Source organism: Pseudomonas taiwanensis, assembly GCF_013393345.1.
Lineage (GTDB): Bacteria > Pseudomonadota > Gammaproteobacteria > Pseudomonadales > Pseudomonadaceae > Metapseudomonas > Metapseudomonas resinovorans_C.
Window position 1 is genome coordinate 1 of the sequence record NZ_QJRF01000072.1, and the last position, 24,479, is coordinate 24,479.

The 24,479-nt window shown below is 64.7% G+C and carries 18 protein-coding genes and 3 pseudogenes; 13 read left to right on the forward strand and 8 right to left on the reverse strand.

Annotated features, from left to right (window positions below):
• From DM872_RS24820 to DM872_RS24850, 7 genes and pseudogenes are all read right to left on the reverse strand, one after another.
• Positions 1 to 265, reverse strand: a pseudogene (locus DM872_RS24820) (DUF2931 family protein); the annotation flags it as partial.
• A gap of 17 nt (positions 266 to 282) precedes the next feature.
• Positions 283 to 2,061 (reverse strand): phospholipase effector Tle1 domain-containing protein, encoded by a 1,779-nt coding sequence (locus DM872_RS24825; RefSeq protein ID WP_179059740.1) that lies wholly within the window; start codon positions 2,059 to 2,061, stop codon positions 283 to 285.
• Between the two features lie 555 nt (positions 2,062 to 2,616).
• Complete coding sequence (locus tag DM872_RS24830; RefSeq protein WP_179061899.1) at positions 2,617 to 2,913, reverse strand: hypothetical protein; 297 nt, start codon at positions 2,911 to 2,913, stop codon at positions 2,617 to 2,619.
• A 44-nt stretch (positions 2,914 to 2,957) separates the two neighbouring features.
• The gene (locus DM872_RS24835) at positions 2,958 to 4,340 is read right to left on the reverse strand and encodes a curlin (protein WP_179061900.1); all 1,383 of its coding nucleotides are present in this window, start codon (positions 4,338 to 4,340) and stop codon (positions 2,958 to 2,960) included.
• A gap of 53 nt (positions 4,341 to 4,393) precedes the next feature.
• Entirely contained in the window at positions 4,394 to 4,864 is a 471-nt protein-coding gene (locus DM872_RS24840; RefSeq protein ID WP_179061901.1) for a curlin, read from the reverse strand.
• 10 nt (positions 4,865 to 4,874) lie between these two features.
• Positions 4,875 to 7,100 carry an Ig-like domain-containing protein gene (locus DM872_RS24845; protein WP_179061902.1) on the reverse strand — a complete coding sequence of 742 codons (2,226 nt, stop codon included), beginning with the start codon at positions 7,098 to 7,100 and terminating at the stop codon, positions 4,875 to 4,877.
• A 39-nt stretch (positions 7,101 to 7,139) separates the two neighbouring features.
• The gene (locus tag DM872_RS24850; RefSeq protein ID WP_179061903.1) at positions 7,140 to 8,501 is read right to left on the reverse strand and encodes a hypothetical protein; all 1,362 of its coding nucleotides are present in this window, start codon (positions 8,499 to 8,501) and stop codon (positions 7,140 to 7,142) included.
• A 385-nt stretch (positions 8,502 to 8,886) separates the two neighbouring features.
• Between DM872_RS24850 and DM872_RS24855 the strand changes: the two genes are divergently transcribed.
• The 13 genes and pseudogenes from DM872_RS24855 to DM872_RS24910 all read left to right on the forward strand — a co-directional run bounded on the left by DM872_RS24855 (position 8,887) and on the right by DM872_RS24910 (position 22,229).
• Entirely contained in the window at positions 8,887 to 10,347 is a 1,461-nt protein-coding gene (locus DM872_RS24855) for a sensor histidine kinase (protein ID WP_179061904.1), read from the forward strand.
• On the forward strand, positions 10,347 to 11,756 hold the full coding sequence (locus DM872_RS24860) for a sigma-54-dependent transcriptional regulator (RefSeq protein WP_179061905.1): 1,410 nt from the start codon (positions 10,347 to 10,349) through the stop codon (positions 11,754 to 11,756). The genes DM872_RS24855 and DM872_RS24860 overlap by 1 nt, the downstream gene beginning before the upstream one ends.
• Positions 11,757 to 12,054: 298 nt before the next feature.
• Positions 12,055 to 12,300, forward strand: coding sequence for a DUF3203 family protein (locus DM872_RS24865; protein ID WP_179061906.1), 246 nt, complete (start codon positions 12,055 to 12,057; stop codon positions 12,298 to 12,300).
• 81 nt (positions 12,301 to 12,381) lie between these two features.
• Positions 12,382 to 12,561, forward strand: coding sequence for a hypothetical protein (locus DM872_RS24870; RefSeq protein WP_077527360.1), 180 nt, complete (start codon positions 12,382 to 12,384; stop codon positions 12,559 to 12,561).
• Between the two features lie 334 nt (positions 12,562 to 12,895).
• Positions 12,896 to 13,534: pseudogene (locus tag DM872_RS30980) on the forward strand (PAS domain-containing protein); the annotation flags it as partial.
• A gap of 159 nt (positions 13,535 to 13,693) precedes the next feature.
• Positions 13,694 to 14,122, forward strand: a pseudogene (locus tag DM872_RS30985) (methyl-accepting chemotaxis protein); the annotation flags it as partial.
• A gap of 675 nt (positions 14,123 to 14,797) precedes the next feature.
• The gene (locus DM872_RS24880; RefSeq protein WP_179061908.1) at positions 14,798 to 17,152 is read left to right on the forward strand and encodes a TonB-dependent receptor; all 2,355 of its coding nucleotides are present in this window, start codon (positions 14,798 to 14,800) and stop codon (positions 17,150 to 17,152) included.
• Positions 17,153 to 17,173: 21 nt separating this feature from the next.
• Positions 17,174 to 18,058, forward strand: a complete 885-nt coding sequence (locus tag DM872_RS24885) for a TauD/TfdA dioxygenase family protein (protein ID WP_179061909.1) — start codon at positions 17,174 to 17,176, stop codon at positions 18,056 to 18,058.
• Positions 18,059 to 18,071: 13 nt separating this feature from the next.
• Positions 18,072 to 18,695 (forward strand): glutathione S-transferase C-terminal domain-containing protein, encoded by a 624-nt coding sequence (locus DM872_RS24890; RefSeq protein ID WP_179061910.1) that lies wholly within the window; start codon positions 18,072 to 18,074, stop codon positions 18,693 to 18,695.
• Between the two features lie 146 nt (positions 18,696 to 18,841).
• Entirely contained in the window at positions 18,842 to 19,552 is a 711-nt protein-coding gene (locus tag DM872_RS24895) for a ferric reductase-like transmembrane domain-containing protein (protein ID WP_179061911.1), read from the forward strand.
• On the forward strand, positions 19,549 to 19,923 hold the full coding sequence (locus tag DM872_RS24900) for a cytochrome c3 family protein (protein ID WP_179061912.1): 375 nt from the start codon (positions 19,549 to 19,551) through the stop codon (positions 19,921 to 19,923). Before DM872_RS24895 ends, DM872_RS24900 begins: the two co-directional genes overlap by 4 nt.
• 205 nt (positions 19,924 to 20,128) lie before the next feature.
• Positions 20,129 to 20,959: an oxidoreductase gene (locus tag DM872_RS24905; protein ID WP_179061913.1), complete on the forward strand. Its 831-nt coding sequence runs from the start codon at positions 20,129 to 20,131 to the stop codon at positions 20,957 to 20,959.
• Positions 20,960 to 21,512: 553 nt separating this feature from the next.
• Entirely contained in the window at positions 21,513 to 22,229 is a 717-nt protein-coding gene (locus DM872_RS24910) for a response regulator transcription factor (RefSeq protein WP_179061914.1), read from the forward strand.
• A 168-nt stretch (positions 22,230 to 22,397) separates the two neighbouring features.
• Here the strand turns inward: DM872_RS24910 and DM872_RS24915 are convergent.
• The coding region (locus DM872_RS24915) for a T1SS-143 repeat domain-containing protein (RefSeq protein ID WP_179061915.1) at positions 22,398 to 24,479 on the reverse strand (2,082 nt) is incomplete at its 5' end.

Sequence of the window (24,479 nt, forward strand, 5' to 3'; positions counted from 1 at the left end):
TGGGGCCGGCGCCGCCCCGCCAGCCGCGGGCGGCTTCGGTGCCATCCTCCGGCTCATCGCCAGCAGCAATGCCGCCGCCGGTATTCCGGAACAACCGACCGCGGATATCGACGACTGCACTGTCCTCGACCCAGACCTTCATATAGGCCGGATGAGCGAAACCCAGGCTCCACCAGGGGTTGTGATCGTCATGAGCGCCGGAAAGCGGGTCCATGGCCTGGCAGCCGCTGACCAGCAGCAGGCCTATCAGAAGAAAATGGCGCATCGAATCAGGCTCCTGTGCTAGGCATGGGGGTGACGCACGCGCCGGCCATCGGCGGTGGGGGCATTGATGAAGGTCAGGGCGACCCCCGTGCGTGGGGTCCGGCCCTGCAGGCTTACAGGCGGGTTCCAGTGGGCCGAGCAGTGGATGTAGTGCAGTCGCAACAACTGCTCTTCGGCGGGGGTGGTGCTGTAGTCGTCTCCCATGAATCGGTTGCAGAGCGGCTGGAGTTCAAGTGGCAATTGGGTGTCGGAGCGGTCAGGGATATCGTCGAAGTTCACGCCCTTTTGCCGGGCCAATTGATGCATCAGCCGCAGGTAGACCCGCGACAGTTCGCCCCGCACGGAGCGCTTCAGTTGCAGGGCGGCATAGACGCGTTTGCGTGGAGGGGCCAGGCGGTCAGTCGGATCGAGTGGCAGCGGCCGCGCCTCGGGGGTAACGATGGTCAGCATGTGGGCTGGCCAGCCTTTGGCCAGCCAGGCGTCCCGGGCCCGCTCGGCATCGCGGTGGATGGAGGTGCTGCGCACATCGGTGTGCAAGGGGACGTCCAGCGCCTGCATGGGGCTGACCAGCAGGGTTTCCTCTGCTTCGGCCAGGTAACCGCCCCCAAGGTCGGCATGGACGCCAGGCAGAACGATTTCGCGGTGCTCGGGCTCGGTGCTGTTGAGGGCGAAGTTGGCGCGGTATTCGTCCCGCGCCACCAGGTGCACCACTGTCGGGAAATGGGCAGGTGCCAGGTAGAGTTGCAGGCCTGGGGTACTGGCACTGCGCACATTGCCCAGGTTGGCAAGGCCAGCGGTGGAGGCCACGGTGTCGAACAGGCCGATAACGGCCACCTGCACTCCTTGCCCGTAGCGGCCGCTCAGGTCGTGGCTGAAGGTGCCGCTGGTATCGGGGAGCAGCATGCCCAGGGGGCCATTGCGGCCCTTGGCGATCTGGTTGGCGAAGTGCCGGGCCGCTGCTGCGCCTCGGCTGAAACCGAAGATATCGAAGGTCAGCGACTCAATTTCATAGTCGGTGTTTTCGTCGATGAAGTCGTAGCAAACCCTTCGGATATCCTTAAAGGCCTGCTGCACCTTTCCCGCCACACCAGTGGCGCCACGCCCAGTGCCTGCGCCGAACAGACTGTCCTCCTCACCCACGCGGGTGCCGCTGCCCTCGACATAGATACGTCGATAGCCCTGTTTGGCTGTGGCCGGCAGCTTCTGGGTTTCGGGATACAGGTCATGGAGCAGCCTGATATTGGTCACGCCATTGCCATAGCTGCTCTCCGGGTCGCGCATATAGGGCTTGCAGCTGGCGTCCAGGTCGTCCTCGGTGATGGCGTGCTGGGCGCCGCAGAGTAGGCCCAGGGCGGCGTTGGCGGCATTGTTGTAGGTGCCGTCGAAGAACACGCCGATGCGTAAGGCGATGCGAAGTTTGGCCTTGGGGGTATGCGTGAAGGGCTTCCAGTCGGGCGGTAGCTTGGGCTCAGCGGGAGCGGGCGGGGCGGAAACCGGCGCGCCAAACCAGGCCAGGTCGTCGGCCAAGGAGGGCCGTTTTCCGCTCAGGGGCTTGAATGGACGCCGGCTGATCAGCAGCCAGTCGCCGCTGCGAACGTGCTCGAGAATCCGGTTCCGACAGTATTCCTCCTGTCTGTCGTTGGGATCGATGCCGCATTCGCTGAGCAGTCGCTCGAGCCCGGGTAGTTGCCAGGGCTCGTCCAATGCCCGATCGACTTTGGAGACGGCGAAGAAAGGATCCTCCACCTGGTCCTCGTTGACGGGGTCGAAGATCGACCGTTTGACCAACCTGTCCATTGCGCTGTGCTTCCTGTGAGGCTCCATGGTTGAGGAGCGAGGCTTGCACAGGCGTGATGCCCTGGCGGCGTGATGCGGGCTTAACGCGCTATGGGAATGGTCTGATTTTCGCTGTTGGGAGTTCGGGGCTTGGAACTTCAGATTCGACAGCAGACCAATCTGTCGCGGCAGGGGCGGGCCGCGTTAGGGCGGGGGAAGTGCGAGAACAACTGGGAGTCTGTTGGGCAGGACTGCGTCCTGCTTGGCGAATGAATTCGCCCCTACAGGGTTCGTAGTCAGGCCGGGGCGCAGGGCGGGGGCCGGGGGGAGGGCAGCATCGGGCTGGCAGGAAGTCTGGTGGGTAGGACTGCGTCCTGCTTCGCGATTGAAATCGCTCCCACAAGGTGTAGCGCTCGTGTGGGCAGGGCGGTGCAGGCGCGAGTCACCCCTCGCCCTCTGGGAGAGGGGCCGGGGGAGAGGGAAGCATCAGGCTGGCTGGAAGTCTGTTGGGCAGGACGGTGTCCTGCTTCGCGAATGAATTCGCCCCCACAAGGAGAAGCCCGGCGGGATTGCCTTCTACAACTGCACCCACTCCACCCGCTCTTCCTGCTCCACCCCGTCCATCCACCACCTGAGCCGGGCTTTCACCCGCGTCTCGGCGGGCAGGCTGAGGCGGTTTTGCACGGGGCAGGGGCGGTCGGCGAGGCCGCTCTGGCGGGACTGGCTGCGGCCGGCCGGGCCTTGGGCAATGACCTGGAGTTCGTAGCGGATGGCCGGCGTGGGGTTGTCGAAGCACAGGCGCACTTCGGCCTGGCCGGTGCCATCGGAGGAAAGCTGGAGGCTGGCGCTGGCCAGCAGGGCGGCGAGGAGCATTGGAAAAAGACCGCCGCCCACGGAGGGGCGGCGGTATCGGGGGATTACTGCTGGACGACGGTGGCGCTGTTGCCGGTGCCGTTCTGGTCGATGACGGAGTTCTGGTTGAAGTTGCTCTGGGTGACAGAGGCCTGGTTGTCCCAGCCCACCTGGGTGACGACGGAAATGTTGTTCATATCGGCCTGGCTGATGATGGCGCTGTTGCCGCCACCTGCGCTCTGGAACACCTGGCTCAGGTTGTCGCTGCCGGACTGGTCGATTTCCACGTTGTTGCCGATGCCTTCGCTGGAGCCTTCCGCCACGTTGCCGCCTTCGCTCTGAGCGACCACCAGGGTGTTGTCGTCGCCGGTCTGGTCGAAGTACAGCTCGTTGAAGTTGCCTTCCTGGGTGAAGTTGGCGGTGTTGCCGTTGCCGCTCTGGGTCAGTGCCACGGTCTGGTCTGCGCCGAACTGGCCGCCTTCCTGGGCGCCTTGCCAGTTGCTGGCATAGACGTTGTTGTCGTTGCCGTTCTGGTCGATGGTCAGGCTGAGGCTCACGCCGTTCTGGTAGGTCAGGCTGAGGTTGCTGTCGCCGGTCTGGGTGATGGTGCTGGTAGAGTCGGTGGATTCGAACTGGTCGGCCCAGGCAGCGTTGGCGTTGCCGGTCTGGGTCATGGTGGCGACGTTGCCGGAGCCGTAGCTCTGGTCGACGATCACTTCGTTGAGTTCGCCGCCGCCCTGGTCGATGGTGGCCACACTGCTTTCCTGTTCGGTCTGCCAGATTTCGGCGTAACCGGTGTCGCCGCTCTGGAAAATCACCGCCTGGTTATCGCTGCCGGGACCGGTCTGGTCGACGTAGCCCTCGTTGTCGCTGCCGGACTGCTGGACCTCGATGCGGCTGCCGATCTGGTCCGTCTGCCAGGTGCCGGCCTGGTTGTGGGTGCCGCTCTGGTTGATGGTGGTGATGTTGCCGGTGCCGAATGCCTGCTCGGCGTCGGCGATGTTCTGCTGGTCGACCTGGGTAATGTTGACCGTGCTGCCGATCTGGCTGTCCTGGAAGCTGAACGCGTCGTTCTCGTTGCCATTCTGGGTCACGTTCGCCTGGCTGTTCTCGTTGAACCACTGCTCGCTGTGGGCAATGTTCCATTCACCGCCCTGGAGGTGGGTGACCTGGCTGTCGGTTTCCGTGTTCTGCACGGCGGTGGAGGCGTTGTACTCGCCATTCTGGGTCTGGGAGACCGTGCCGGTGCCGCCTGACTGGTCGGCGAAGGCGTTGTTGTCATCGCCGGTCTGGTCCTGCGTGGCGGTGCTGGACGGCGCGGCGGACTGCAGGACTTCTGCGACGTTTTCCAGGCCGCTCTGGGTCTGGGTCGATTGGCTGTCATCGGCGAAGGCCTGGATGCTGACCAGGGCCAGGATTGCTGCGGCAAGCGGTTTGTACTGGAACATGGTGTTGCCTCCTGGGGACGGTCCCCGCGAGTCGTTGGATCGTGAGTTCGCCTTCAGTGCTGGATCACCTGCACGCTGAGGCCGTTTCCATACTGGGTAACGCTGCTGTTCAGTCCGTCCCCGGACTGCACGATGGATGCGCTGTTGTCGGCACCGACCTGGTCGATGCCGGCGCGGTTGTTGGTGCCGCTCTGGGAGATGAACGCCTGGTTTCCCGTGCCCTGCTGGGAGATGGACGCCAGGTTCTGCGCACCTTCCTGGAGGATGTAGGCCTCCTGGTCGCTGCCGTTCTGAATGATCTGTCCCAGCAGCGACTGGCCGTTCTGCGTGAGCAGCGCGACGTTCGCTTCGCCCAGCTGACGCACCAGGGCCTGTTGGTCCAGTGGTGCGCCTTGCGGGCTGGCGAGGTCGGTGTTGCCACCGGCCAGGTCGAAGTTCTCCATCAGGTCCGCCGCCTGTAGCACGCCGCTTCCGAGCCCGAGGGCCAGGAGGAGGACGGTGCGCGACAGGACGGCGGTGTTCATGGTCAGGCTCCTAGCGGGGAACCAGGGTGACGGTGCGTACCGTGCCCTGCGAGGTGGTGATGGTGGCCGTCGGGGCTGCGGTCGGAACCGCGCCAGTGGTGGTCACCGACATCCGCCAGCGTCCGCTTGCCGGCACCACGACCGAGCCCAGGTCCAGCAGGCCGGTAGTGGTGGTCACCTGGACCCGCACGCTGTTGCCGACCGTGACCGAGCTGGTGCCGTCCAGGGCCCAGGTCACCCGGTTGTTGGAGCGCAGGGTGAACTCGTTGGTGGCGACGGTGAAGTTCTCCGCGGCGGCCGGTTGCGGCGATACCTGCACGTTCACGCTCACTGGGGCGGAGAGGGCGCCGAAGGCGTCCTGGACCTGGTAAGCGAAGGTGGCCGTGAAGGCGGCGGTGACATTGGCCGGCGGGCTGTAGGTGATGGTGGTGCCGTTGGTGCTCGCTGTGCCCCGGGCCGGCTGGGTGAGGTTGACCACGGTCAGCGGCGCGTTGCCTTCCGGATCGCTGTCGTTGGTCAGCACGTTCAGGGTCAGCGGTACGCCGAGGGTCGCGCCGGTATCGGCGATGGCCACAGGTGGCTGGTTGGGACTGACGGTGACGGTGACGGTCGCCGGCGCCGACTCCATCCCGCGTAAATCCTGGGCGCGGTAGGTGAAGGTGGCGGTGAGCGGGCTGTTGACCACCGGCGGTGGGGTGTAGACGACGCTGGCGCTGCCGCTCATGGCCACGGTGCCGAAGCCGGGGGCGGGCTGGTTCAGGCTGGTGATGCTCAGCGGCACGTCGCCGTCGGTATCACTGTCGTTGGTCAGCACGCTGATGGTCACCGGTACGCCGAAGCTGGTGCTGGTGCTGTCGTTCAGCGCCACCGGCGGCTGGTTCGGCTCTTCGGCCGGGGCACTGCCGACGACTACTACGGGCTCGGTGTCGGCACCGCCAGCGGCAGATTTCACGGTGACTACAGCCGGCGGCTGGGCCAGGTCGGTGACCCGCAGGGACTGCAGGACGCCAGCCTTGGTCAGGCGGCCGAAGCCCTGGGCGGCGAGGTCGGGAATCTGCACCTCATCGCTGGAGCTGGCTTCGATGGTCAGCGAATGGTCGGCCCAGTTGTAACGAGCGGTGCTGACTTTCACCACGTCCGTGACTTCCTTGGAAAGCGAAGTGGGTTTGGTGAGGTCGGCCGGGTCGGTGGCGGTGACCACGACGAAAGGCGGCAGCACGCCAGGTGCCGGGTTGTGGGCGAAGAAGTAGCCGCTGCCGTCGTTCACCATGTCCGCCAGGCAGGCCGGCTTGGTGCCGCCCTGGACCAGCTCCAGGGTTTCCCGGTAGCAGAACTCGGCGTCTTGCGAACCATTGGCGAAGACTTCCAGGCGCGTGCCCTGGCTGGTACGCCGGTAGCTGGCCCGCTCGATTTCCACCGGGGTGGCGGCGCGAGAGTCGAAGATCTTGCCGGACACCAGGAATGTTTCCGAGCGGATGGTGCCCGCTGGGCCGGAGATTTCGACGAAGTTGGTATCGAAGGGGCTGCCGGTTACCGCTTCGGCGATGTTCGGGTCACCTACGAAGCGTTCCACTTCATTGGTGTCCGGGTTGGTTGCCTCGACCGGCCCACCCACGCGGGTGAGGAAGGGTCCGACGTTGCCGGTGAGGGCGCCGGTGAACACGCCCGGCGCACCGATGCCGATGTCGCGGGTCATGTTGATGGCGCGCCGGCCACCCCGGTCGGCGATGTCGGCGGCGGTCACATCGATGACCTCCACGCCGTAGGGGTGGGTGATGGTGTATCGGCCCGGCGTGGGGATGGTGGCGCGGATACGGATACGCGCGAAGCTCTGCTGGTCGCCGACGCGGGGTACTTCCAGGGCGAAGGCGGCTTCGATGGCGGCGGTGTACACCTCTAGGCCGTAGTTGCCCACCACCGGGATGTCGGTCTCGGCCATGAACCAGAACAGCTCGCTGGGCCAGTTGTTGGGGAAGACCATCGGCTGCAGGTCATCGAACTGGCCTGGCTCCGGCAGCAGGGTGCACATGTAGCTGCCGGGTGCCCGGGTGCTTTGCGCCCTGGACTGGCAGAGTTCCAGGCTCAGGCCGTCGCTGTCCTGGTACCACTGCGGGAAATAGCCGGTGGATGCGGTATATGGGCCTAGGTGAACCGCCTCGAGGGCGGCCTGGGCTGTGTCGATGCCTTCGACGGCGAGACCCAGGGTGGTGAGAAGCAGGCAGGGCCACTTATTCATGTTGCCTCCTGGCGCTTGAGCGCTCGGCTCTGGGTTCGCTTAGGGAAGAATGACCACTTCTTCGGTATCGCTGCCGCCATTGTCCGAGGTGACGATCACCTTGGCCGGCGGGGTGGGGCTGAGATTGGTGCTGAGTGTCTTGGTCGCGCCGTCCCCGCTGAGCGTGCCGATGGGAGCACCGCTACTGGTTGTGGCGGTCAGCGTCGGCAGCGACGTTTCGTCGCTGCTGCTGGCTACCACGGTCAGCACGCCGCCGTTCAGGTTGTATTCGGCTCGCACGATCCGAACGAGATCGACCAGTGGGGCAGTCAGGGTGGTCGGCGTGTTTTCCAGAAGGGCCGCGCTGTTGTCGGCGTTGATCGTGATGTCGGCCTTCGGGGTCGGCGTGCCGGTGGACTGGCCGTACCAGTTGCCGGTGGCATTGGCTTCGGTCATGGGCACGGCGCCGCCGGTGGTGTCTTCGTAGTCGGCAGTTCCGGGGGGCGGCGGTGCCATCACGAAGACGTCCTGCTGGGCGCTGGCTCCGGCTTCACCGGCACTGCGCGAGTAGGTTGAGCGCTGGACGATCACCGGGGTCGGGCGGACCACATCGGAGAGCTTGCCGGACACGGAGAACAGGTTGGTGCGCAGGTCGATGCCGCCGGGACCCTGGATGCGCACGTAGTTGGTGTTGAACGGGCTGCCGGTGACCGCTTCGGTGAGGTTGGGGTCGCCGATGAAGCGCTCGGTCGCGCTGGTCTCGGGATTCACCTCGATGTAGGGGCCGTTGACGCTGCGCAGGAACGGGCCGATGTCGCCGCCCAGGGCACCGGTGTAGGTCTTCGGCGCGCCTATGCCGATGTCGCGGGTCATGTTGATCGCCCGGCCACCATCGGTGCCGAACTCGGCGGCGGTCACTTCGAAGACTTCCACGCCATAGGGGTGGGTGATGGTGTAGGTACCGATGGTGGGGACATCCACCCGGATGCGGATGCGGGCGAAGCTGATCTGGTCGCCTTCAGCCGGGGTTTCCACCGCGAAGGCCGCTTCTATCGCCGCCCCCCAGTCGAGGTCGATACCGCTGGCGGCGTCGGCGATGGCAGCGTCGGCGGTGAACCAGAAGGCTTCCGGCGGGAAGTTGGTGGGGAAGACCAGGGGCTCGTTGTCGTCGTACACGCCCGGCTCGGGCAGTAGCGAGCACATGTAGCCGGGTGCTCCTGGTGCGCCGGGAGCCCGCGAGCTCAATGTCTTCGACAGGCAGAGGTCGAGGGTGCGTCCGTGAGTGTCCTGATACCAGGCAGCGAAGGAACCGAGGTCGGGGTTGTAGGGGCCGGGGTCCACGTCGAACAGGGCAGCGGGAACCTGGTCTGCCGCGACGATCAGGAGGAACGAGGTGGTGGCCTTGGAGAATGTGCGTTGCATGAGCGTCTCCTCTTGCAATGTGGGCGCCTCCCTGCGGAATCGCGTCGTCACAGGCTGGCTGATCGGCCCTCCGCAACGACCGTGCCAGTGTTTCGAAATCACCTCGCAAAGCCGCGCCGTAACTGGCTCACGGCCGTTACAGAAAAATCCGCCGAGCAGGTCGCCGAGGTGGGGGAGGCTCCCCACAACTGGGTGAATTTGGGGGTGGTGGGGGAGTGGGGAAAAGCCGGGGAATGGCTGGGTTAAACCTGGGGAAGCCGCTTGGGGCGGGCCTTTCAGCCGCGATGGGTAAAACCGGCCTGGTTTATGCACCGGTACAAGCGTCCAAGGCCGCCCGGTTGGCACGACGGGCCGAACCCATCACGCAACGCATAGGAAGGCTTCCATGAGCGCTCTGTCGGTGATCTGGGATAGGTATGCGATCGGCAAGACCGGTGATTCGCCGCCCCCGCAGCAATTCAACCTGCTGCGCTGGTTCTCGCTGGTCAGCCTGGTGGTGATCGCCAGCGTGGCCATTGGCCTGGGGATCATCTCCACGCGCTTCGTGGTGACCGAGAGCATCGAGCGTGACGCGATGCTCAGCTCGCAGTTCATCCAGTCCATCGCCGCGGCTGAAGCCCACCATGTGGCACTGCCGGCGAGCATGACCATGGGCGAGCTGCTGGACCCCCGCCAGGATGGTCACCATCCGCAGCACATGCTGGAAGCGCGGCAGCGGGCCCGCAGTGAGTTCCTCGATCACATTTCCATGTTGCCCGACGCGCTGCTGGCCAATATCTACGGCGCCGACCGGGTGATCGTCTGGTCCACCAACCCGGCGCTGGTGGGCAAGGACATGAGCGGACACGACGAACTGGAAGAGGCGTTCTCCTCGCCCGCGCAGGTTGCTGCCAGTTACGACGAGGTCTCGGGTGGGCGCGCCGAGCAGAAGTTCCTGCGTGCCCCGCGCACCCTGTTCATCGAGAACTACATCCCGCTACTGGACGACCAGGGCAACGTGGTCACGGTGGTGGAGATCTACAAGGAACCTCGCGACCTGGTGCAGCGCATCCAGCGCGGCTTCGTGCTGATCTGGCTGGCCACGGCCATCGGCGGCGGGCTGATCTACGTCGGCCTGTTCTGGATCGTGCGTCGCGCCTCGGGCCTGCTGGCGCAGCAGCAGAGCCAGCTGATCGCCAATGAAACCTTCGTCGCCCTGGGCGAGATGTCGTCCGCTGTGGCCCACAGCCTGCGCAATCCGCTGGCGGCGATCCGCTCCAGCGCCGAGCTGGCGCAGGAACTGGTGGACCCGCCGGTGCGCAAGAACGTCGCGGACATCATCAGCCAGGTGGATCGCATGTCGAAGTGGGTGCGCGAACTGCTGATCTCGGCGCGGCCGCTGTCTGGCGACTCCGAGGCGGTGGAGCCGGTGGCGGTGATCAGCGAGGCGTTGCACGGCTTCGACCAGCAGATCCGCCATTCCGGCGTGCGGGTGGAGTTCCATGCCGAAGCGGCGCCGGCGGTGGTCAGCCACAAGGTGCTGTTGGCGCAGGTGCTCAACAGCCTGTTCGCCAACGCCATCGAAGCCATGCCCAACGGCGGCCTGCTGCGTATCGAGGTCAAGCCCGACAGCACCGGCAAGCGCCTGCTGCTGGCCATCACCGATACCGGCCAGGGCATGACGCGCAAACAGGAAACCATGGCCTTCAAGCCCTACTACACGACCAAACAGGGCGGCCTGGGCGTGGGCCTGGTGATGGTCAAGCGGATCATGGAGCGCTTCGGCGGCAAGGTCAGCCTGACCAGCCGTGAGCGCGAAGGCACCCGCATCTGCCTGAACTTCAAGGTCGCTGGGGGGCGGATGTAATGGAACACAGCGTACTGATAGTCGAAGACGACGAACTGCTGGCCGGCAACATCCAGACCTACCTGGAGCGCAAGAACTTCGAGGCCCTGGTGTGCCATTCGGCCGAAGAGGCGCTGGAGCTGCTGCGGGACCAGGTGCCCGATGTCCTGCTCACCGATAACTCGCTGCCGGGCATGAGCGGGCATGAACTGATTCGCGAGGTGAGCAACCGCGCGCCGCAGATCAAGCCGATCATGATGACCGGCTACGGCAACATCGAAGACGCCGTGCAGGCGATGAAGGCCGGGGCCTTTCACTACCTGACCAAACCGGTGGCGCTGGCCGAGCTCAAGCTGCTGCTGGATAAGGCCCTGGACGCCCAGCGCCTGGAACACAAGCTGGACTTCTACCAGAGCCGCGCGGCGCAGGATGCCGGCCTGACGGCGCTGATCGGCGAGTCGCCGGCGATGATGGAAGTCAAATCCATGGTGCGCCAGTTGCTGGATGCCGAGAGCCGTATGGCCGACGCCGAGCTGCCTGCGGTGCTGATCGAAGGCGAGACCGGGACCGGCAAGGAACTGATCGCCCGCGCCCTGCATTTCGACGGCGCGCGCAGCAAAGGCCCCTTCGTCGAGTTCAACTGCGCCTCGATTCCCGCGCACCTGCTGGAGGCCGAGCTGTTCGGCCACGAGAAGGGCGCCTTCACCGATGCCAAGGACCGTCGCCTGGGCCTGGTGGAAGCGGCCGATGGCGGAACCTTGTTCCTCGACGAAGTCGGCGAGATGGACCTGGTGCTCCAGGCCAAGCTGCTCAAGTTGCTGGAAGACCGCACCATCCGCCGCATCGGTTCGGTGAAGGAACGCAAGGTCAACCTGCGCATCATCAGCGCCACCAACTGCAACCTCGAACAGATGGTCCAGCAGGGCAAGTTCCGCCGCGACCTGTTCTTCCGCCTGCGCATCATCTCCGTTCGCGTGCCGCGGCTGTATGTGCGCGAGGGGGATGTCCTGCTGCTGGCACGGCATTTCCTCAGGCAGCACGGCAAGCGCTACGGCAAGCCCGGCCTGCAGTTCTCCGCTGAGGCTGAACATGTGCTGCAGAGCTACAGCTGGCCGGGCAACGTGCGCGAGCTGCGCAACATGCTGGAGCAGACCGTGCTGCTGGCCCAGGGGAACCTGATCACCGCCGCGCAATTGCATATCTGCCCGAGCCTGGTGGAGGACACCACGGCCCATTACCGCACCCATGGCAACGGCAATGGCGACGGTCATGGCGCCGAGCCCGAGGCCGAGCGGGAAATGGTCATCCGCATGCTCGACAAGACCGACTGGAATGTCACCAAGTCGGCCCGCCTACTGGGCCTGACGCGGGACATGCTGCGCTACCGAATCGAAAAACTGGGCCTGATCCGGCCGGATCGTCGTCACTGATCCGCCATCAGGCCCCGACGCCCACGGGCGTCACTGTTCCCTAGCACTCCCTCTCGCCAGTACGGGAGGAGGAGATCCTTGTGGCCGGGCTGCGATCCTGCTCGCATCGCCGCATCGTCCACCGGGGTTCGGTGCCCTCACACCGGCCCCGCTTTCTTATTCCAGGCGCCAGCCCCGCAAGGGCTGGCGCCTTCATATCCGGGGTGCTGCGAGCGCCCAGGCCTCCGATCAGATTCCCTGAACTTCGTCGCTTCCTCGCGCTTCTACCGGCATATGCCCCGTTCCCGAGGACACCGACATGAGCGTCAGCATCGACCTGGACCGCGACCTCTGCACCCTGGAACTCAATGGCAGGCTGATCGAGCTGCCGATCCACCAGATAGTGGTCAATACCGATGAGGACCTGCGCGCGTCGGTGATCCGTTGTGTGGATGGCAATGCGGTGATCAGCGAGGACCAGGCGCAGATGCTGATTGGCGCCGGCGCCAAGGATGATCGCAAGCACCTGTTCGTCGACGGCGGCGACGGGCCAGGCGAGCACTGAGGCAGCGGATGAATGGCAGAAACGAAGCGGCGTACACGCCGCTCCAATAAACATGAGCCATTGGTTTTGAAGGGGTTCAGCATGAGCAGCGACCGCAATACCGACACGCATAGACGTGATAGCAAGGCCTTGGCGGACTTTCCGCGCTGGCTGGTCGACCCGGATTACGTCGACCTCGTCCTGGAGCGCGATCCGGACGATCCGCTCTTTGACACCACCCTCGACGACGCGGAAACCTTCCGTCACTCCCACCATGGGTAACGAGAATTGTTTTAGCTGTAGCGCCGCCTGATTGGCTGATGGCAGAATGCGATCAGACACGGATGTCACCCATCTTCATCGCGCGCCAGCGATCCTTTGCAAGCCGACCAGGCCGCCTTTCTCCCGACGCATTTCGCAGCCACTCTCCCGGCGGTCGCCAGGGGATGCCCCGAGCCTAAAGAAGCCGCCCGCGCAGCCGATGCAGGAAATACCTCCCTGCGTAATCACCTCCCCGAGCCCCGACATGTTCAACTCCCGTTTGAAACAGGAACTGCTCAGCCTGCGCGAAGAGCTGTCTTCCATCCAGCAGGTACGCGACAGCCTCGATGAAGAAATGCTGGCGCTCTACCTCGACGCACGTGGCCGCATCGAATCGGTCAACCGCAACTTCGAGAGCGAGATGCTCTACCGCGCCGACCAGTTGCTGGGCAAAAACCTGCTGGAGATGATCCCCGAACACGTACGCGGCCTCGACTTTCAACTGAAGGTGAAGACCGCGCTGGACCGTGGCGAGCACCTGGCGGGGGTAGTGCGCCTGCTGCGCGGCGACGGCGAAGAGGCTTGGCTGCGTTGCATCCTGCAACCGCTGCGCGACAGCACCGGCCAGCTTCAGCGCTTTTCCCTCTACGCCAGCAACCTCACGCGCACCATCGAGACCTCTCGCGAGCACGAGAACCTGATCAACGCCCTGCAGCGTTCGACGGCGGTGATTGAGTTCAACCTCAAGGGAGAGGTGCTGACGGCCAACGACCGTTTCCTCGACGGCATGGGCTACAGCCTGGAACAGATTCGCGGCAAGCATCACCGCATGTTCTGCGAGCCGGAGGAATACAACTCACCTCAATACCAGGCGTTCTGGGACAAGCTGCGTCGCGGCGAATTCATCGCCGACCGCTTCAAACGCATCGACAAATATGGCCGCATCGTCTGGCTGGAGGCTTCCTACAACCCGATCATCGACGCCCACGACCGCCTCTACAAAGTGGTCAAGTTCGCCACCGTGATCACCGAGCAGGTCAACCGTGAGGCGGCGGTGGCAGAGGCTGCCAGCATCGCCTTCGAGACCTCCAAGGGGACCGACGACAGCGCCCAGCGCGGCGCCGCCGTGGTGCAGCAGACGGTGGAGGTGATGCGTGAGCTGGCCACCCGCATGCAGGAAGCGGTGCAGGGCATCGAGGCGCTGGACCAGCAGTCGCAGGTCATCGGCGCCATCGTCAAAAGCATCAGCGGCATCGCCGACCAGACCAACCTGCTGGCCCTCAATGCGGCCATCGAAGCGGCCCGTGCCGGCGAGCAGGGACGGGGCTTCGCCGTGGTGGCCGACGAGGTCCGCCAACTGGCCTCGCGCACCAGCTCGGCGACGGTGGAAATCTCCAAGGTGGTGGAACAGAACCAGCAACTGGCCGAACGCGCCGTCGCCATGATCGACCGTGGCCGCGAGCAGGCCGAGCTGGGCCTGCAACTGTCCGGTCAAGCGGGGAGCGCCATCGTCGAAATCCAGGACGGCGCGCAACGCGTCGTCAGCGCTATCGGCCAGTTTTCCAGCCACCTTTCGCGCTGATTGGCTGGCTGACTGTAGGAGCGGCGGCCGACCTCGTTGGGCTTCGCTGCGCTCTGCCCAACCTACAAAAGCCCCTCTCCCCAACCCTCTCCCTGAAGGGAGAGGGGGCTGTCTGTGCGGGCGTCCCGCCGCTGCATCCCTGTAGGGGCGAATTCATTCGCCAAGGGCCGCGCAGCGGCCCCGTAGGGTGGAAATCGCTCTTCATTTCCACCTTTGGCGTCTGGGCGCGCACGGTGGTGGTGGATGAAAAAAGCGTCATCCACCCTACGCACTACCCCCGCTTCGGCACATTCCCTGTAGGAGCGAATTCATTCGCGAAGGAGGCCGAAGGCCTCCCAAACCCCCCCATGCACTCCCGGCATCGAAAATATAGGAACAAGGCATTTGTTCCCGCTCATGGCCTGGTTTTAAATGCAGTCTCTTATTCCGTAACGACCTTTTAAATTAACTAAATATATTTAATAGGAATAAGAATATGACCTTGCAGCCTTCGGGGGAGACCATGAACAGAGCCGCCGCACCACCTGTCCCGCTCATGACCGGGCATCGCTGTCGCTGACCGCCTGCCGCGCCCACGGCGCGGGTCTCCCGGAACCACCATGACTCATTCCAAGGTCGCGCCGACTGCGCGATGCGGCCCCCGTTTGCCCGGGCCTTTGTACAGGAAGCACGCACATGCCATACCGCTCTCTCGCCCGTATCGCCAGGCCGCTGGCCCTGCAACGCCTGACGACTCCCGAATACGCCCTGACCCTGCTGCTCGCCCTCGGTGGCCTGGTGGCGCCGGCCCATGCTGAAGACTCCGCCGCCAAACCCACCGCCAAGGAAGACACGGCGCTGGAGAAGGTCACCGTCACCGCCCGCCGTCGCGAGGAAGACGTGCAAGAGGTGCCGACGCCCATCACCACCTTGAGCGGCGACAACCTCGAGGCACAGAAGGTCTACAAGGTGCAGGATCTGCAGCAGGTGCTGCCGAGCGTCAACGTCGCCTATATCCATGCGCGCCAGTCCAGCGTCGCGGTGCGCGGCATCGGCAACAACCCGGCGAGCGATGGCCTGGAAGGCAGCGCCGGCATCTATCTGGACAACATCTACCTCGGCCGACCGGGCATGGCGGTGTTCGACCTGCTCGACGTGGAGCAGCTGGAACTGCTGCGCGGACCGCAAGGGACCCTCTTCGGCAAGAACACCACCGCGGGGGTGATCAACATCAGCACCCGCAAGCCCACCTTCACCCCGGAGCGCAGCCTGCAGCTGTCCGGCGGCGAACGCGGCTACTTCCAGGGCAAGGGATCGGTTTCCGGGGCACTGACCGAGTCCGTCGCCGGGCGCCTGTCGTTCTACCGCACCCGCGAAGACGGCTACATCGACAACCAGCATGACAGCCGCACCTTCGTCGGCGGCGAGCGCGAGGGTGCGCGCGGGCAGTTGCTGTTCGAACCGAACGAAGATTTCAGCCTGCGCTGGATCACCGACTACAACCAGGAGGATTCCACCAACGGCGTGTGGGCGCTGTATGGCGTGTCGGACCGCTTCCGCCAACGTGCCGCACTGATTGGCGCCAACCCGCAGCTGGACGTGAAGAAGCGCGAGGTCAACATCGACTCCGTGCAATCGGTGAACGTCTGGCAGGGCGGCTCGTCGATCGAGGCCAACTGGAACCTGGACAGCGGCTACACCTTCACCTCCATCAGCGGCTACCGCTACTGGCACTTCGTGCCGCACAACGATGCCGACCTCACCGACGTCTCGGCGATCATCGACAGCGGCGTCGAAGTCCACGACCGGCAGTTCTCCCAGGAATTCCGCCTGGCCTCGCCCACCGGCGGCGCCTTCGACTATGTGCTGGGCGCGTACCTGTTCAACCAGAACCTCGGCAACAACACGCGCACACAATACGGCCCCTTCGCCGACCTGTACCTCACCGGGGTGAACCGCAACCTCCTGAACAACGTCTCCAGCCAGACCAACGGCAAGATCGAAACCGACAGCTTCGCCCTGTTCGGCCAGGGCAACTGGCACATCACCGACCGCCTGGACTTCACCTTCGGCCTGCGCGGCACCTACGAAGAGAAGCAGGCACGCTTGCACCGCTTCGCCCCGGAGGGCGGCGCGCCCCTGACAGGCGCTCTGGCGGCAGCGCGGCAGGCGCAGCTGGGGGCGCTGGATACCGGCGACTTCGGCCTGCACAACGCCGCGCCGTCCGGGCTGCTCAGCCTCAGCTACAAGGTCAGCGATGGACTGCTCGGTTACGCCAGCCTGGCCCACGGCGAGAAGTCCGGCGGCGTGAACCTGGTGGCGCCGGTGGCGGGGCTGGGGAGCGATTCCCTGATTGTCGGCCCCGAGCGTGCCAACGACGCCGAACTGGGCTTCAAGAGCACCCTCGACGACGGCCGCCTGCTGTTCAACGCGAACATCTTCTGGACCGGCATCCACGGCTACCAGGCCACCACCCTGACCACCACTGCCTCGTCGCTGACCCCCGTATCGGTACTGGCCAACGCCGGCAGCGTGCGTTCCCGTGGCGTGGAGTTCGAGTCCAGCTGGCGACCGCTGCGTGGCCTCACCCTGAACGCCAACGGTTCGTTCAATGACGTTACCTACCTGAGCTTCAAGGACGCGCCGTGCCCCGGCGAGATCAACACCGTGACCCCCACCGCCAAGTGCGACCTCACCGGCGACCGGGTGGTGGGCGCCTCGCGCTGGATCGGCAACGTCAACGGCGAATACACCTGGCAGACCGGCAGCGGCCTGCGCCCCTACGTCAACGCCAGCTACTCCTACCGTTCCGAGGCCGAAGGCACCCTGGACAACTCCGAGCTTTCCAAGATCGACGGCTACGGCCTGGCCAACTTCGCCGCCGGCATCCGTGCCGACCTCGGTGACGGTCTGCTGGACACCTCGCTCTGGGTGCGCAACGCCTTCGACAAGGACTACTACCTGACCGCCTTCGCCTTCAGCAACGGCGCCTACACCGCTTCCGTGGGCCAGCCGCGCACAGCCGGCGTGTCCCTCCGTTACGACTTCTGACCAGCGACCAAGGAGAACCCCATGAGCACTGTCGTCACCGCCTTGCGCCAGCCCCTCGACGGGCTGCGCATCGAACCCCTCGCTGCGCCGCTGGGTGCCGAGGTCCGTGGCCTGGATGGCCGTCGCGACCTGACCCCGGCGCAGATCCTCGCCCTCAAGCAGGCGCTGCGCGACCACCACATCCTGATCTTCAAGGGCCAGGAGCTGGACGATGCGCAGTACCTGCGTTTCACCTCCTGGTTCGGCTCGGTGTTCCAGCCCCATCCGGATTACCTCGTGCTGTCTTCGGGCACAGACGGCAGGGCGCCGGACATCGTCAAGGTGGCCAACGCCGAGGACGGCGAGCTGAGCAACATCGCCCTGCCGGCCCACAGCGACCACCACTGGACGCCCACTCCCTCGGCCGGCTCCCTGCTCTACGCGCTGGAAGTACCGGAGGCGGGCGGTGAAACCACCTGGACCAACCTGGCCCTGGCCTACAACGCGCTGGACGAAGACACGCGCCGCGAGATCGATGGCCTCAAGCTGATCAACTACAACCCCTTCGTGCGGCTGCGTGACGGCTACAACCTCGGCATCACCTACCGCACGCCGGACATCGAGCCCATCCAGGGCACCGAGCACCCGCTGGTGCGCACCCATCCGGAGAGCGGCAAGCGCCTGCTCTACCTCGGCGTGCACACGGAAGTGGAAATCCCCGGCTATGCCCCGGACAAAGGCATCGAACTCATCAACCGCTTGCGCGAGCACCTCAAGGACCCGCGCTTCTCCTACACCCACCGCTGGGAAGTGGGCGACATCGTGTACTGGGACAACCAGGCTACTCTGCATGCCCGCAACGGCTTCCCGGCGACCCAGCGGCGCCGTCTGAAACGCATCAGCCTGGCCGGCAGCCGGCCCTTCTGAGGAGAAATCGACCATGACCACATTGTTCATCGCCCCTGGCGCCTGCTCGCTGGCCTCCCACATCGCCGTGCGCGAACTGGGGCTGCCGGTCCAGATCGAGAAGGTCGCGCTGCGTGTCGCGGATTCGCCCATTCACGCGATCAACCCGCTGGGCCGCGTGCCGGCCCTGCAACTGGATGGCGGCACCGTGCTGACCGAGAACAGCGCCATCCTGCCGTTCCTGGCCGACCAGGTTCCGGGTACTTCGCTGTTCGCTCCGGCCGGCGGCGCCGAACGCGGGCAGATCCAGGGCTGGCTTGGTTACCTCGCGGCCGAGGTTCACACGGCATCGTTCCGCCCGCTGAACCGCCCGGAGCGCTACTCCGCCGACGAGGCCGCGCACCCCGGCATCCGTGAGCAGGCGCGGGTGCAGTTGCTGAAGGCGTTCGAGCACATCGAGCGGCATCTGGAAGGCCGTCTCTGGCTGGTGGGTGATCGCTTCACCCTGGCGGACATCTACCTCGGTGTCTTCGCCACCTGGCTGACGCGGTTGGGTGCACCTTTCGACGGCCTGACCAATGTCGCCCGCCTGCAACGGCAATGGCTGGAGCAGCCCGCCGTGCAGCAAGCCCTGCGGGACGAGGGGCTGCTCAAGTAACGCACCTGCCCGGCGCGTGCCGGGCACCTTGGCATCCACAACAACGAGACTGGCAGGCAGGCGATGGCCACGCCTGCCGGTGGCTGAGAGAATCCTCCGGGTTGAATTCAGCGTCTTGTGCCGGGTGGATGCCCAAGGAGGAGTGCATGGTCGCGCTGACATTGCGCCTGGCCATCCTCAGTGCGCTGCCCTTCGTACTGGTGTTGCTGGTCGACGCCATGCCCGGTCTCGCGCCCCTCTGGGACTTCGCCAACGCCGCCGGCCTGCTCGGCGGAGTGATCCTCCTGCTGTTGTTCGTCTACAGCGGTCGGCCGATGTCGCGGCCGTACTTCGACGGCAAGTTCTTCATGGTCCTGCACCGCGACCTGGGATACGCGGCGCTGGCCCTGCTGCTCCTACACGTTGGCCTGCTGCTGGTGAACGAACCGCTGGTGGTGGAATACCTGCTGCCCTCGGCTTCCTTGCCCATGCTGTCCGGCACGCTTGCGGCCCTGTTGCTGCTGGTGCTGGTGCCCATCAGCCTGCCCGCCATACGCCAACGCCTGTGGCGTCATCACCTGCGTTTTCGTCGCTGGCACTACGGGATCAGCACCGTGCTGCTGGTGCTGTTGGCAGTGCACGTGATCGAAGTCGATTTCTACACCGGCGCGCGCTGGAAGTCGGTGCTCTGGGGTGTGCTGACCGTTGCTGCGCTGATATGGCCGCTGCTCCCGCGTAAGCCCCTGGCGCCAGCCGAAGGGCGCAGGCGGCTCAACACGGCGGTGCTCGCCAGCCGCCTCTGCGCCGGCCTGCTGGTATTCGCCTTGTGCCTGGCCGGGGGCTTCGCCCTGCTGGCCAACAGTGACCTGCCGCTATGAGATGGCTCTACCTGCTGGCCAGCCTCGGGCTCCTGGCACTGTTGGGCTACGGCCTCGCCCAGGGGCATGCCGAACTGGTGCGGCAGCGCCCGTTGTTGCCGCTGAACTTCGATCACGGCGTGCATGGCCAGGTGAATTGCCTGACCTGCCATCACGACTACGCCGACCGCTCGCCGGCGCCACCGTCCGGCGACCGCACCTGCCTGTTCTGCCACAAGAAGTCGCCCGCATTGGCGGTGCGTATCGAACAGGATTTCCACCAGCTCTGCCGTGGCTGCCACCTGGAACGGGTGCAGGCCATCCACGCCGCCGGCCCGGTGCGCGCCTGCCAGCAATGCCACGCGCCCGCGATTCCCCGAGAGCTTCCGTAGGAGCGAGCTTGCTCGCGAAAGATGGCGCCCGGGATGTTCGCGAGCAAGCTCGCTCCTACAAGGAGATCGTCATCAATGATTGATGAGTTGGATTCACAGGCTCATGCAATTTTATTGGGATTATCACAAGAGTCCGACAGCCATACAGTGAACGCAACTCAAACAGAAAGCCCGCGCGGTGCGGGTTCCACACAGGAGAGTTGCTATGCGTACCTGGTTGATTACTGGAGCTTCCCGTGGTTTCGGCGCCCTCATCGCAGCACAGGCCCTGGCGGCCGGTGATGCGGTCATCGCTACCGCCCGCAAGCCGGACGACGTCATTGCCCGCCTCGGCGACCATCCCAACCTGCTGGCCGTGCGCCTGGACGTGACCCGCGAAAGCGAGGCCCATGAGGCGGTGGCCGAGGGCATCAAGCGCTTCGGTCGCATCGACGTGCTGCTCAACAACGCCGGCTACGGCATCCTCGGTGCGGTTGAGGAAACCAGCGCGCAGGAAGTGGAGCGCATCTACGCCACCAACGTCTTCGGCCTGCTCAACGTCACCCGTGCCGTGTTGCCGCATATGCGCCGCCAGCGTTCCGGCCACGTCATCAACATCTCCTCCCTGGGCGGCTACCAGTCCTACTACGGCTGGGGTGTTTACGGCTCCACCAAGTTCGCTGTGGAAGGCATCAGCGAAGCGCTGCACCAGGAACTGGCGCCGCTGGGCGTGAAGGTCACGGTGGTTGAGCCGGGCTTCTTCCGCACCGACTTCCTGGATGAGCAATCCCTGGTGAAAACCGCCCTGGAGCTGGCGGATTACGACGAAACCGTGGGCGCCATGCGTCGCTTCGCCGAGGGTGCAAACCATGCCCAGCCGGGTGACCCGAGCAAGTTCGCCGGGGCCATTCTGACACTGGTGAACGCCGCCAATCCGCCGCAGCGCCTCGCCCTGGGCAGCGACGCGGTGCAGCGAATCACCGACAAGCACAGCCTGGTGGAAGGTGAAGTGGCGGCCTGGAAAGAGCTGTCGCTGTCCACTGACCTCGAGGCCTGATACGGGCCAAACCGCAAAAAGGCGAAGCCCCTGGAGATCGTTCGGTCTTCGGGGGCTTCGTTTATGTCGCCTTGGGAAACCACGCCCGGAGGACGTGGTCACGAGTCATCTGATCTACCTGTGACGATTAGGCTGCCCGAGTATCAGGATGACGTTCGTAGGATGTGGCGGGCGGCGCTCCGCTGGAGCGAAGCGATACCCATCGGCCCCAACGAACAGCATGGGTATCGCAGGCTCAACCCATCCTACGTTGCCGACTACTGACCTTGAGGTCCGGCTTCGTTCATTTCATCAGCGGGCATCGGTATCGGTGCACATGGGGCACCCTGCGGGAGCGTTCAGACGCCGCGTGGAAACTGAGCCGGCGTGCCAACTTCTCGTGGAAAATAAGCCGTTCGTCGGGTAGGAGGTGCCGATTGCCGCTTATCCCGGCAACTCAACGTGACGTCTGAAGCTGCTGGCACTCTGCCCCGTTTCCCCCCTATACAACAAAGGCTATCCGTCCGCGCGACCCCGCACGACGAGTTCACCTGTCAGGGGGCGAAAAATGTAAATGCAATCCCGCACTCAACCGATACGCGTGATGCTGATCGATTGTCGTCCCCTCGTCCTGATGGGTCTCCACGACTTGATCAATGCCAGAAAACCACGGATGGAAGTGTGCGGCCAGGTCAGTACCTATGCCCACGCGCTGGATTGTGCCGATCAGCTGCGCCCGAATGTCATCTTCTTCAGCTTCTTCCCGGATGCACTGGACCCGCTGGACGTCATTTCGTTACTCACCCGCAGCAACGACATGAAAGTGCTGCTGCTCAAGGGACTGTACGAGGCCGTTCCCGTTGGCCGGGCGATAGACGCCGGTGCTCGTGGCGTCGTGCTGGCGGAGGATCCGACGGAGTCGATCATCCGCGCCATCATCAAGGTCCACCACCGCGACATCGGGTTGGACAGAGCCTGGGCCGGCGGACTATCCGGCTACTCCGCGGCCGGGCAGGTGCGCGTGAATGGCGATCCGGAACGCGCGAGGTACTCTCAGCTGACCCTGCGCGAACGAGAGCTGATTCGCGCCATCGTGGGTGACCCGTCTGCCAAGTACATGTGCATTGCCGCGCGGCTGGGCATCAGCGAGCACACGGTGCATAACCACCTCAGCAGCATCTATCACAAGCTGAACCTCATCAATCGCGTCGACCTGCTGATGTATGCGCTGAAACACGGTCTCACCAGCGGTGGCGAGCCGCCGGATTCCACCTGGGTGGAAATGGACTGATCCTTCCGACCCGACCTCCCAAATGAAAATGACCTGGCTCCCTTGCGGGAGTCAGGTCGTTCACTTTCAGCGGTCTCATGCGATGGCGGGTGGGCTCGCGCGGGGATCTGCAAAAAAGACGGGGGTGGCTTTCATGCCACCCCCGCTTCCTTTCATACAGCCGATGTGTCAGGCGCTGCCGAACATGATGTCGGTGTTCAGCAGGTCGACCCCGACCACGGTGATGGTCGTGTTTTGTGCGCCTGACTCGTCGATCGTAACGATGCTGTTTGCACCAGTGTTATCGATCGATTGGACCACGGCGCCCGCATCGCCAATGAGCACCAGCTTGTCTCGCACGCCCGGCCCCGCATCGAATCCGTTCACCTGGTACAGGTTCTCGGTGGCCGACAGATCCACGTTGAAGGCATCCTGCTCACCAATCGTGCCAGCCATCCTGTAGTCGAAGAGCGGGTCGTTCGGGTCGTTCGCAAACAGATTGGCGTCGAACGTACTGGTCGCCGTGTCCCCATCCCTGTCCGTCAGCGTTGCGTTGAATGCCAACTGGATATCGTTGGCCATGCTCTCGACCTGCTTGATGAACTGGATCACCGGCACCTTGATCACGCCCAGGCCCATCGTGAGCTGAACAGCGTCGATCATCTTCGCGCCATCCCATTGGACGAGGAAGGACTTCTGGTTTCCTGCCTCGGAGACCAGGTCAGCGGCAAGAACCTTCGTCTGGGCCGAGCTCGTGCCGTCCTCGAAGAAGATCCGGTAATACAGCTCTTCGGTGGCCGGGTTGTAACCCTGCAGCGTGTTGTCGATGAACACCTTCATGGCTGTCAGCAAGGTCTCGGGATTGATGACGAAACTCTCGTCGCCGCTATTGATGCCGGCCGTCCCGTTTCCATCCAGGTTGTTGTTGCCGACGCCGATGCCGGCTGTGCTGACGTTCACGTCCGCCGTGCCGAGGAACGAGAATCCGCCAGCCTCTATCTGCGCTTCTGTGAGGTCGGGCGCTCCCTGCACGATGGCGCTCAGGACCTGGGCTGCGGTCGTGCCCGCGTTTACGCCGAAGAACACGATCTCCTCGGATGGCGAAGGAATGGTCGGCGGATCCTGCTTGGGAATCAGCAATGTGCGGACAGGGTCGGGGCCACCCGCATCGAGTGAGCCGTCGGCACTGCTGAGGACGATCGTCGAACTGAAGCCTTGCACCAGATCCAAGGCGTAGGTGCCATTGGCGAAGGCAGTCAACGTGTAGTCGATGGTGGTATTGGCCGTTGTCGCGTTGTTGTCGAAATCGCCGGTCAGGCTACCTGCAAAGCGGTACGCGCCATTGGCATCCGGTGAGGGCGATAGCTCGGTGAGCGTACCGGTCCCGGTGGTGGTCGTGTTGTCCGGCCTGACAAGGGTGAACTGGCCATTGACCAACGAGATATCCAGACCCGCTGCACCCAGCCCGTCGGCTCCCGCCGCCATGCTCCAGTTCCCGTATTGGGGAAGGATGGTACCGGTCCCCATCAGGTTGCCGAATGCGAGCGTCGGCGTGTCGTCGTCGACGGTGATGACCAGCTTCTCGGGGGCGGCCGTCACCGTGTCGCCGTCCTTGTCGGTGGCCTGCAACAGTGAGCCCAGGTTGAGGGTGATGTCGTTCTCGTCATTACCCGCCGCATGGTCCAGGGCCTTGAGCAGCGTGAAGCTGTAGGCGCCCGCTGCGGTCAGGCTGAAGGTGAACACGGCGACCGCGCCGGCCGAAGCAGTCAGCGTGTTGCCGACGACGTTGTAGGTCACCCCCACGCCGCCCGAAGTCAGCGTCTGCGGAAGGCCGCTGGTATTGCTGGACAGAGCGTAGCTCAGTGGCGCATCGGCGCCGGACTGGAAGATACCGGTCACGCTGCCACTGGCCACGGTCGCCGCGCCGACCACGTCGCCGGTGCCTCCGGCGATCCCGCCGGCCAGGCCGTCCTCGTCGACAGTGCCTGCTGCGGCGGCACCGGTCGCGGTTGGCGTGTCGTCGTCAACGGTAATGACCAACTTCTCGGCTGCAGCCGTCACCGTATCGCCGTCGGCATCGGTGGCCCGCAGCAGCGAACCGAGGTTGAGGGTGATGTCGTTCTCGTCATTGCCCGCTGCATGATCCAGCGGCTTGAGCAGCGTGAAGCTGTAGGCGCCGGCCGCCGTGAGGCTGAAGGTGAACACATCGACCGCACCAGCCGAGGCGGTGAGCAGGTTGCCGACGACGCTGTAGGTCACCGCCACGCCGCC